At 43.5% G+C, this 9,154-nt stretch carries 14 protein-coding genes and 1 pseudogene; 7 read left to right on the plus strand and 8 right to left on the minus strand.

The features are described from left to right. Nucleotides 1–20 precede the first annotated feature (20 nt). Nucleotides 21–539 (minus strand): zinc uptake transcriptional repressor Zur, encoded by a 519-nt coding sequence (gene zur / locus HMPREF3119_RS15185; RefSeq protein WP_004238269.1) that lies wholly within the window; start codon nucleotides 537–539, stop codon nucleotides 21–23. A 176-nt stretch (nucleotides 540–715) separates the two neighbouring features. On the opposite strand from zur, the gene HMPREF3119_RS15190 reads away from it, so the two are divergent. Next, nucleotides 716–1,186, plus strand: a complete 471-nt coding sequence (locus tag HMPREF3119_RS15190) for a YbaK/EbsC family protein (RefSeq protein ID WP_070580205.1) — start codon at nucleotides 716–718, stop codon at nucleotides 1,184–1,186. A gap of 35 nt (nucleotides 1,187–1,221) precedes the next feature. On the opposite strand, the gene HMPREF3119_RS15195 is transcribed toward HMPREF3119_RS15190, so the two are convergent. Both HMPREF3119_RS15195 and HMPREF3119_RS15200 read right to left on the minus strand, forming a co-directional pair. Then, on the minus strand, nucleotides 1,222–1,575 hold the full coding sequence (locus HMPREF3119_RS15195; protein WP_004241537.1) for a helix-turn-helix domain-containing protein: 354 nt from the start codon (nucleotides 1,573–1,575) through the stop codon (nucleotides 1,222–1,224). Between the two features lie 54 nt (nucleotides 1,576–1,629). After that, on the minus strand, nucleotides 1,630–1,842 hold the full coding sequence (locus tag HMPREF3119_RS15200; RefSeq protein ID WP_004241538.1) for a helix-turn-helix domain-containing protein: 213 nt from the start codon (nucleotides 1,840–1,842) through the stop codon (nucleotides 1,630–1,632). A gap of 759 nt (nucleotides 1,843–2,601) precedes the next feature. Here HMPREF3119_RS15200 and HMPREF3119_RS15205 point away from each other — a divergent pair. The 4 genes from HMPREF3119_RS15205 to HMPREF3119_RS15215 all read left to right on the plus strand — a co-directional run bounded on the left by HMPREF3119_RS15205 (nucleotide 2,602) and on the right by HMPREF3119_RS15215 (nucleotide 5,456). After that, complete coding sequence (locus HMPREF3119_RS15205; RefSeq protein WP_049242193.1) at nucleotides 2,602–3,783, plus strand: multidrug effflux MFS transporter; 1,182 nt, start codon at nucleotides 2,602–2,604, stop codon at nucleotides 3,781–3,783. Nucleotides 3,784–3,869: 86 nt separating this feature from the next. Further along, the gene (locus HMPREF3119_RS19960) at nucleotides 3,870–3,992 is read left to right on the plus strand and encodes a hypothetical protein (RefSeq protein ID WP_256389895.1); all 123 of its coding nucleotides are present in this window, start codon (nucleotides 3,870–3,872) and stop codon (nucleotides 3,990–3,992) included. A gap of 122 nt (nucleotides 3,993–4,114) precedes the next feature. Beyond that, nucleotides 4,115–5,113 (plus strand): hypothetical protein, encoded by a 999-nt coding sequence (locus HMPREF3119_RS15210; RefSeq protein ID WP_070580207.1) that lies wholly within the window; start codon nucleotides 4,115–4,117, stop codon nucleotides 5,111–5,113. A gap of 1 nt (nucleotide 5,114) precedes the next feature. Next, entirely contained in the window at nucleotides 5,115–5,456 is a 342-nt protein-coding gene (locus HMPREF3119_RS15215) for an STAS-like domain-containing protein (RefSeq protein WP_070580221.1), read from the plus strand. 57 nt (nucleotides 5,457–5,513) lie between these two features. Here HMPREF3119_RS15215 and HMPREF3119_RS15220 read toward each other — a convergent pair whose 3' ends face one another. The 5 genes and pseudogenes from HMPREF3119_RS15220 to HMPREF3119_RS15240 all read right to left on the minus strand — a co-directional run bounded on the left by HMPREF3119_RS15220 (nucleotide 5,514) and on the right by HMPREF3119_RS15240 (nucleotide 8,310). Next, a complete protein-coding gene (locus tag HMPREF3119_RS15220; protein ID WP_070580209.1) occupies nucleotides 5,514–5,771 on the minus strand; it encodes a pyocin activator PrtN family protein in 258 nt (85 codons plus the stop codon). Between the two features lie 357 nt (nucleotides 5,772–6,128). Further along, nucleotides 6,129–6,644: pseudogene (locus HMPREF3119_RS18910) on the minus strand (hypothetical protein); the annotation flags it as partial. Nucleotides 6,645–6,924: 280 nt separating this feature from the next. Beyond that, the gene (locus HMPREF3119_RS15230; protein WP_070580213.1) at nucleotides 6,925–7,248 is read right to left on the minus strand and encodes a hypothetical protein; all 324 of its coding nucleotides are present in this window, start codon (nucleotides 7,246–7,248) and stop codon (nucleotides 6,925–6,927) included. Between the two features lie 59 nt (nucleotides 7,249–7,307). Then, on the minus strand, nucleotides 7,308–7,505 hold the full coding sequence (locus HMPREF3119_RS15235; RefSeq protein WP_070580215.1) for a hypothetical protein: 198 nt from the start codon (nucleotides 7,503–7,505) through the stop codon (nucleotides 7,308–7,310). A gap of 157 nt (nucleotides 7,506–7,662) precedes the next feature. Further along, complete coding sequence (locus HMPREF3119_RS15240) at nucleotides 7,663–8,310, minus strand: LexA family protein (protein ID WP_070580217.1); 648 nt, start codon at nucleotides 8,308–8,310, stop codon at nucleotides 7,663–7,665. A gap of 103 nt (nucleotides 8,311–8,413) precedes the next feature. Between HMPREF3119_RS15240 and HMPREF3119_RS15245 the strand changes: the two genes are divergently transcribed. Both HMPREF3119_RS15245 and HMPREF3119_RS15250 read left to right on the plus strand, forming a co-directional pair. Further along, on the plus strand, nucleotides 8,414–8,614 hold the full coding sequence (locus tag HMPREF3119_RS15245) for a Cro/CI family transcriptional regulator (protein WP_070580219.1): 201 nt from the start codon (nucleotides 8,414–8,416) through the stop codon (nucleotides 8,612–8,614). Nucleotides 8,615–8,643: 29 nt separating this feature from the next. Next, nucleotides 8,644–9,099 carry a YmfL family putative regulatory protein gene (locus HMPREF3119_RS15250; RefSeq protein WP_025155134.1) on the plus strand — a complete coding sequence of 152 codons (456 nt, stop codon included), beginning with the start codon at nucleotides 8,644–8,646 and terminating at the stop codon, nucleotides 9,097–9,099. The last annotated feature ends 55 nt before the right edge of the window (nucleotides 9,100–9,154 follow it).

The raw sequence follows: 9,154 nt of genomic DNA on the forward strand, positions 1-9,154 counted from the left end.
GACACTGTGGTTTTTGTTTTTCAGCGTCCGCGTTTACGCGGTTCGTCATGTTCATGGTCATGCAGGCATTTATCTCTGCGGGTGCAGGATTCAATATCATAACAAGGGCGGCAGTATCCGTGCGCCTCAATCACACTGTGGCGGATATGAAATTGCGCGGCATCCGCCAACTGAGTGATTTGTGAATCAATCGCCTCTCCGTCCCGCTCTGTCACACTGTTACAGCGATCGCAGATAAACAGTACTGAAGTATGGCTGGGTTTATCAAAATGCGGGCACATCACAAAGCTGTTGGTGGACTCAATTTTGTGGATAAATCCCTGCTCCAGCAGAAATTCCAGACCGCGGTAGATTGTCGGCGGTTTTGCCTGCGGCTCGGTTTCGCGCAGCAGATCCAGCAGCTCATAAGCACTGATGGCTCCGGGCTGGCCGGCAATCAGCTGCAGAATCGACTTTCGCTGAGACGTCATGCGCACACTGCGTGACAGACACAGCGCTTCTGCTTTTTTTAATAAAGTCTGAATATCAACAGATTGCATGACATCACCTTCCGCTAATCAATAAATATATGAACAGCTCACTCTAACATGAATTCCGGCAGAATAACCGGTATCCGCGCTATTTTGTCAAAAAAGGGCTGCCAATTCAGGGCAAATTATGGTGAGCTGTTGGTGCAAACACATAAAAAGCACACGATAATAAAACGGAGTCCTGAATGAGTATCGAAACGGTTCGTGCCTGGTTCGGCACGCATGCCCCGGATGTCACGATTATTGAGACCACACAGCCGACTGCCACTGTCACTCAGGCAGCAGAAGTTCATGGTGTCGGCCCCAGTCAGATCTGCAAAACACTCTCTTTTAAGCTGACGGATGACAGCGCGATTCTGATTGTGATGGCAGGGGACGCCCGGCTGGATAATAAAAAATTCAAAACACAGTTCGGCTGCAAGGCCAAAATGCTGAATGCAGAGGAAGTGGTGCATTTCACCGGCCATCCGGTCGGGGGAGTCTGTCCGTTCGGGCTGCCGGTACCGCTGACCGTTTATGCGGATCATTCACTCCGTGAGTATGACACGGTATTACCTGCGGCGGGGTCGGCTAATTCCGCTGTCCGGCTGACACCTGCGCGGCTGGCGGAACTGACAAACGCACAGTGGCTGGATGTAACCACTCAGCCGGTATAAATAGACAGCACCGCATCAGCGGTGCTGTCACACACTCAGTGTTCCGGTGGCCGGGTCTCCGGCTCCGTATTTACACCGGCGTCGGTACTGCGGGGGATAACGTTATCATCATCCGGCAGGTGCTGGCGGGTAAAGAACAGCAGACTGTCTTCTATAAAGTAGTAAGGGGAGACGCCGAAGACCTGGGAGATCCTCAGAATAATTTCCAGTGAAATTTTTGTGCTGCCGATTTCGTAACGGGAGATTTGCTGTTGTGATACACCAATCAGATTGCCCAGTTCTGTTGATGTGACTCCGGTGATCCTGCGCATTTTGCGGATTTGCCCGCCGATAAGCTTGTACATCTCATTAATGCTGGTGTTCAGGTTATTATCTGTTTTATTACTCATTATCATCTGTCAGTCTGGTTAAACAATAATATATTAATGTTTGTCAAATTAAACTTATTCTTCATCACAACCCATTTCATCAAAAAAATAACTAACACTAATATTCAGGACGTCTGCAAGCATTAACAGTTTATCCAGAGGAATTAAGCTTGCTCCCGTTTCATAACGGGATAACTGCTGTTGTGAGATATTAATTTTTATTGAAAGCTCTTTACCTGTCAGACAGTTTTTCAGTCGCTGACATTTTATTTTGCCGCCAATAAACATTGCCAACTCATATTTATCATATATTGTCATAAATTATGAAGATAAACGGTTGTCATTAATAATGTTAAAATTTAACTTGACGTATTTATTTCCTCAAATAGTTTCTTTAAAAAGTATAATCGATACCCTTTTAATATGTAATAGATACAAAAAAGCAACAAATAATAAACAATAAAGACGAGAATACTACGTATTAACACTATAACCTCAGCGATTTCATGTTGTTACAAAGAATACCCGGTTTTTAACATCTTACATGAATGATGAGTAAGCGGAATATTCTGATATTTAGTCGGGATTATACCTAATATAAAGATATTGATGCTGATTTTGAGTTCAAAATGGGTGATTTAACTACCTTTTCATGCTTTAGCGGAATGACAGACAACCCGGAAGTGTGATTGTTGTCTTACAATATGGCTGAAGATAGTTTGTTAAATTCTCTGAGGGTATTATGAGAAAATACAAAGGTTAAAATATCTGAATATTTCCATAAAATACATAAAATCAGGCGATAATATTTGTCAGTAATTGTATTGATATGTGTTATTTTGTTTACTTATAAAATAAGTAATATTGGCGGAAATCTATTCCTTCATTAAATAAAAAATCCAGGTTGATTGTAATTTCACTATATAATGAAATATACAGCATTGTTTTTTCTTTTAATTCACAGGTTTAGTTATAAGTGATGGTTGTAAAAAACAACAATTACGTGTATTTTTTGCTGTCGTCAGGTGATGAGTGAAATTTAACGGTATGCGGAATTTATTGCTTTTATTGTTAGTTATCGTGTTATTGGGACCATTGGGTATTGATCTTTATTTACCGGCTATTCCGGCAATTGCAAAAGGCCTGGGCAGCAGTGAGTCATTGATTCAGTCAACTATCTCGTTGTTTATTCTTGTATTAGGCGCAGGTCAGCTGATTTCCGGTCACCTGGTGGATAAATTCGGCCGCAGACCGATGGCGATGGCGGGCATGGTATTGTATATCGCCGGTTCCCTGACTGCTGCCTTTGCGGTGACTCCGGGGATGTTTATCGCTTCCCGGTTAATTCAGGGAGCGGGTGTCTGCTGTACCTCAGTGGTTGCTTTTACCTGTGTCCGCGATTGCTTTAACGGCAACGAAGCGGCACGTGCTTTCGGCTTTTTAAACGGGACATTAAATATTGTTCCGGCGCTGGCGCCGCTGCTGGGCGGTATTATGGCGGAATATTACGGTTGGCGGCTGCCTTTTGGCTTCCTGGCGCTGTATGCTTTTATTCTGCTGATTCTGACGGCTAAATATCTGCCGGAAACCCGGCCGGAAAGCAGTGCTCAGCATAAAGAGAACCCGCTGAAGAGCCTCGTTTCTGTGTTGTTCAGCAAGCGGTTTTTGATCTTTTCCCTGGTGAATGCCGGGACAATGGGAATGGTATTAACGTATGTTTCCCTGGCTCCGGCGGTACTGATGGGCGACGCGGCACTCAGCCCGTTACAGTTTTCGGTTGTGTTCGGCGCTAACGGATTTTGGATTATGGGGATCAGTATGATCGCCAACCGGGTGATCCGCAGAGCCGGACGGCCTGTTTGTCTGGTTTCCGGTGGTGTACTGATGGTGTTGGGGTGCATTGCGCTGGCACTGAGCCCGGTACTGTTCTCCGCACAAATACAGAATCACTGGCTGATCTATATGCTGCCGGTGGCCGCAGCCTGTGCCGGGCTGGCCTTTATTATGGGACCGGCAACCAGCTATGCCCTGGAGCCTTATTCTGATAACGCCGGTGTTGCCTCTGCACTGGTGGGGTTTATGCAGATGGCGGGCGGCGCAGTGCTGACGCTGGTTGCTATCGCATCACCCTTACCGCCGAAAACTGCACTGGCCGTCACTATGCTGTGCGGCGCCCTGCTGGCATGGAATGCGTACCGGGTGAGTAAAAAGGAACAGCGGCAGGCGTGATGCAGAAAGCGGAGATATCATACCTCTGTGATATACTCCGCCTTTGTTTTTCTTTCTGACTGATGTACTGAGATCCCGGATACACCATGCACCAAAACACACCAACAGAAAAAACCACTGAAAACCAGCAGTTACGCACTACTGGCGGCTATAAGAACCTTAACCGTTTCTCCGTGGCACCGATGCTGGATGGGATTTACTGTTCATAAATATCAATAAGATATGATTTCGTGGAGTGCTATTGGTGTGCTGAGCTGAGAAGCAAAGTTTTAATTGCAAAAACAATAAAGTATAATGCATTAAATTACCTGATGATTATACGGAGCTTATAATGGGCTTGATGTTGTTGGATGGGTTACAGGATATCCCAACTGTACATTATGATAGTGAATATAACAGTATTACTTTGCCCAATAACTACCTATCCCCAGGATTTATAGCGGTTTTAGCTGCATTTTGTAAAAAAAATCAAATTAGTGAGCGTGAGTTTTATACTGTTAACGATAATCAATCTGGTTACCTCCAAGCTATAGAATATTATAAAGCAATATGGGGTAACGATGGCTATGAGCAAATTAGAGTTAACCAAGGTAAAAATTATAGTGGATTAACCCATCTCTATGATGAAGATCAAGTTGATTCTGCAACAACATGTATCAATAGCTGTCTTCGGTCGTTTGTCAGTAACTGTGAGAATGAACCGCATGGACTTCAGGAGCTATTATTCGTAGTTGGGGAACTTCATGATAATGTTTGGTCGCATGGGAAAGCATCTGGATTTTCATTAGCACAAAAAAGTAAAAATCCATCCAACTGGGCTGACCAAGTAATCGAATTTGCATTAGCAGATCATGGGTTGGGTTTTTTATCTGAGTTAATGCGTTCTGGGTTAGCGGCACAGTTGGGTATTACAACTCACAGAGATGCATTAAATTGGTGTTTGCAGGAAGGAAATTCCTCTAAACATGCAGATAATTACGATGGTTGGGAACAAAGTGTTCCGAAGGATTTTAGTGGGCAGGCATTTTCTTCTGGAGTTAGTATCAGGGATTGTGATAATAATCATCAAGGACTAGGATTGGCTCATCTGATCAAACTCGTAAAAAGGTATAATGGAGAGTTGCAGATAGCATCTGGTGATGTATGTCTGGTTGTTTCTGGAGATGTAAGGACTTACCACTCTCTCCCTGTCGACTGGAAAGGTGTTGCAATTTCGTGTAGACTCAGTTTAGAAGAGCTTGCTACCGATAGCAATCCTGAGTCCGTAGAAGGTGAGACAAGTGATGAACTGTCTCAGATAATGAGTCTGCTTCAAAGTGGAGATGACTAAAATGAGTAACGTTAATATTAAGCTACCTGGAGGTGATTTGGCTTCACGTCGTTTAGCCATACCTAAACGTTACCAAATCGAAAATGCAATTGATGGCGTAAGTCCGGTTTTGTTAGACCTTTCAGATGTTAAGTCTATATCTGAATCTTATGCTGATGAATTATTTGGTGTATTAACCGTAAAGTACGGTCATGAATTTTTATTAAAAAACATTAAGATTATTGGTGCACCTAAGTCAGTAATCCAAAATATAGCTATAGTGATCCAACGAAGAAAGAATGAGATGCAAAAAAAGAATAATTTTTCTTTGCCGTTGAATAACACGTTTTCATTAGCTTATTGATGTATATAAAAAACCGGCGTAACGCCGGTTTTTTATATACTTAGATGTTTGCTATAATCAATTCTTGTGAATCAATGTTAACTCTTTTTTGGATTTTTCTCTTTCTGTTTCAATCCATTCGGCCAGATCGCTAACGTGTACCATCCGGATCGATTTCTGGCTGGTGGTGTCTCGGTAAACCGGAAATGGCAGCTCACCTAAATTTGCTTTTTTATCTGCGTATGACTCGGTCATATTCAGAAATTTCTTTGCAACTACTGCCAGCGGGATTTGAGATGTTTCAAACTCCGCCATTAACAGAAATACAGTATTCATAATTTTCTCTCCACACATCGCCGTATACGATTAGAGGTTTTTAGGTCTAACCCACATACAGATCGGGCCGTCTTCATTGTCTGCTATCCAGGCGATAAACCAGCCATCACCATCTGGTTTTGTTGGTTCCCATGCTGAAACATTGGTATCACCTTCTTCAAAATAGCTGAACCACAGTGAGTGGAAGTTATCAATGTCATTCTGGCAATACACCACCTGGTGTTCAAGGTTGTTTTCATCGCACCATTGCTCTATTTCCTGATTCGATTCTAAACAAGGAACATCTGGATGCACCCAGTAACCATCAGGATCGCGTTCTGGTTTTATGTATGAAATAGTTTTTTGTTGTTTACCAGAAATCAGCATTTCAAACCGCGCCATAAACTGGTGATATGCCTGCGGTGGTGTCAGTGGCTGGATAATGATGTCATCATGTGATGGGGCTGAATCCAGCATCGGCCAGTGATTGACGGGGTCTATTTCAAAGTCCCGCTTTTCGGTCGCCAACATGACCAGATCGGCATAGTGAACATCAACTGTCATTACCGGCGGCAGGCCGAATTTCTCGCGGATAACCGCTTCAATGCGTTTTTCCACGGCCTTGTAGTCCGGCAGCATGGCTTTCAGCGGTGAGGGAATATCTTTGATATACGCCTCAGCAGCATCGTGCAGCAGGGCTTCCAGTGCATATTCCGGCGGTACAATCTGGCTGACATATACAGAGTGCTGAGCCACGGAATAGAAACTTTCCAGTTGCCCGGCAAACCGGCATTCATTTGACAGGCCGCGCGCGATATCTTCGATACAAATCTGATCCGGAGTGATATTGACGAAATCAATATGTTTTCCGGTACTGGTTGCTATATATGACATTTATCTCTCCACACAATTTAGGTAATAAAAAGCCGTTACTTTTTATAAGTAATTAATTCCCTGGTGCTGGAATAATGGTTATTTCTTTTTTTATAATTCACAAAAATAAGTCCACCAGCGGTTATGCAAGGTATCTATCCGGCAGGACGATTTACGCCGGTGGACTTATGTTTGTAAAAAATTGGCGGCCGGCTGGTGGACTACACCGTGGTATGCACGGCCACTAATGATGCTGCATGGTTAAGCGATAAAGCGAAATTAACTATTTTACTGAAGCCACTCAGCGAGGCTTTACTTCCGGAAACGGCTCAAAGTTACTTAAAAAATATCTCAGAGCCAGTAGCTTCTGATGATTTTGAGACAGATCCCTTTGGAGGTTGGATTCTGGGTACTGGTTGGCCACTTCTAAAGCAGGAATAGCTACATGAAGTGTTTCCGCCACCTCGTTCTCAAGTTGTCTAACAAAAGTATTAACAAAACCTGCTTTTTGGTGGAATTGAACGAGCGGGTAAAACCGCTTTGACAGGTAGTCGTATAACTCGACGCCTGTCATATTAGCCGGGTCAACGACTGCCTGGCTGCTTTTTTCATTTTCAGTTGTCATAACGTCTATCTCTCCACACTAATTGATACTCTTCACACAGTTATTCAGATACGCAGCCGTTACTGCGGTTGTACTGTTAAAGTACAGCGGGCTTCCCACTCAGCGATCTCTTTATCCAGGCGCTCAATTAAACGCTGGTGGCTTGCTCTCGAATCACGGAGCACCTGCAACTGATTAATGGACTTTGCTTTCTCTGTGATCCACTGAGCGACATCGTCGGCAGACATATTACTGGTGATGGTAGGTTCGGTTTGCATATAGACTCCACTAATTGTTAAGTGTTCTGTTGTCTGCATGCTTATAATATTAGTTAACTTACATTTTGTGTCAAGAAGAAAAATAAGCTTACTAACATTATTTTCGTGGGCATAAAAAAATCCCGCAAATAGGGCGGGATTGAACTGATGTGGAATATTAGTCTAAGTTTATGATTATTTGCTTAACTTGGCCTATAAGTCGGCAATTGCCGTTAACTGGTATTGGGTTAAATTGGGGGTTAAGGGGCGCAAGATACCTATTGGGGCCATCTATAATGAATTTTTTTATGGTGGCCTCATTGGATTCATTTAATTGCGCGATAATTATCTTATTGTTCATTTCGTCAACAAATCCAAAATCGGGATCAACTACAACAATTGCCCCCTCAGGAATACTAAGATCACCTGATGTAGATGTCATTGACTGCCCCTTAACAATTAATGCAAAGGCGTTACCGCTTACTTTTGCTGATGTATCAACATATTGAAGAGAATTAGCATCTGGGTGGTTAATAACCTCAGTCCAGTTTCCTGCCTGAACCCAGGAAATCACCGGAATTTGAGCGTAATGATTGCCATATGGCGGAAACGGAAGATCTAGTTCACCTTCACCCAAAAGCAGCCATTGAGGCGAACAACGAAGCACAGCAGATAATTTTAAAAGATTTTCACTGGACAGCCCTGTGGAATCACCTTCCCATTGGGTAACTGCCGATGCCGAGATACCCACACACTCGGCGACATCTCTCTGGGTCATTTTAAGCTGACGCCTTCTAAATTTGATTCTCTCGCCGAGCGTATTCATAAACTTTCTCCCGTCTTATTCATGTAAGCAAGCTTACATTTTATTGACGTAAGTATCTTGCAAGTTTATATTGTAAGTATGCTAACTTTTTAAGGGGTGATACATGCATAAAAATCAAGTTTTAGCCTATTTCGGCGGAACAACTAAAACGGCACTTGTTTTGGGAATTTCCCATAGCGCGGTGTGTCAGTGGGTATCCGTTGTTCCGGAAAAACAAGCTTTGAAAATTGAGCGGCTCACAAACGGAAAACTCAAGTACAACCCTGCACTTTATCAGCATAGCAGCACTGAAAAGCACGGTTAACTACAACCCAACCTGAAAGCGAGTAGGCAATGAAGAATGAATCACTGAAAGAAGTCGTAAGAGAGATGTGCAGCGCTACTAATGGTGGGCGTGAAGTTATGGCCGGTGCGCTTGGTATGTCTGCTACGTCGTTCAATAACCGATTTTATGAGAAGAACGGCTGCCGGTTCTTCGATCACCACGACCTGATGACGATGCAGGAAGTCTCCGGGACGAAACTGTATGCCGAATATGTTGCAACAGAATCTGAAATGCTGCTGGTGGAAAGAATCAATCCGGATGATCTGGATGAGCCCGAATTATTTCGCCTGCATAGCAAGGTAGCGGCTAATCAGGGGGCACTGGCTGTGTTTATGGATAAATCACTGGAAGACGGGCAGGTAGACAGTGAAGAAGAAAAACAACTGAAGAAACTGCTGGATCGGACCGTGGCGACAGGAAGGACATTTATCTATGCATTCATTAAGTACCACAAGAAAGGGTGAAGCCGAAGGTATACGGCCTCCGGCTTCGGTCGCGCTATATCAATTTGTGTGAAGA

This window comes from Morganella sp. HMSC11D09 (genome assembly GCF_001807955.1).
Taxonomy (GTDB): Bacteria; Pseudomonadota; Gammaproteobacteria; order Enterobacterales; family Enterobacteriaceae; genus Morganella; species Morganella morganii.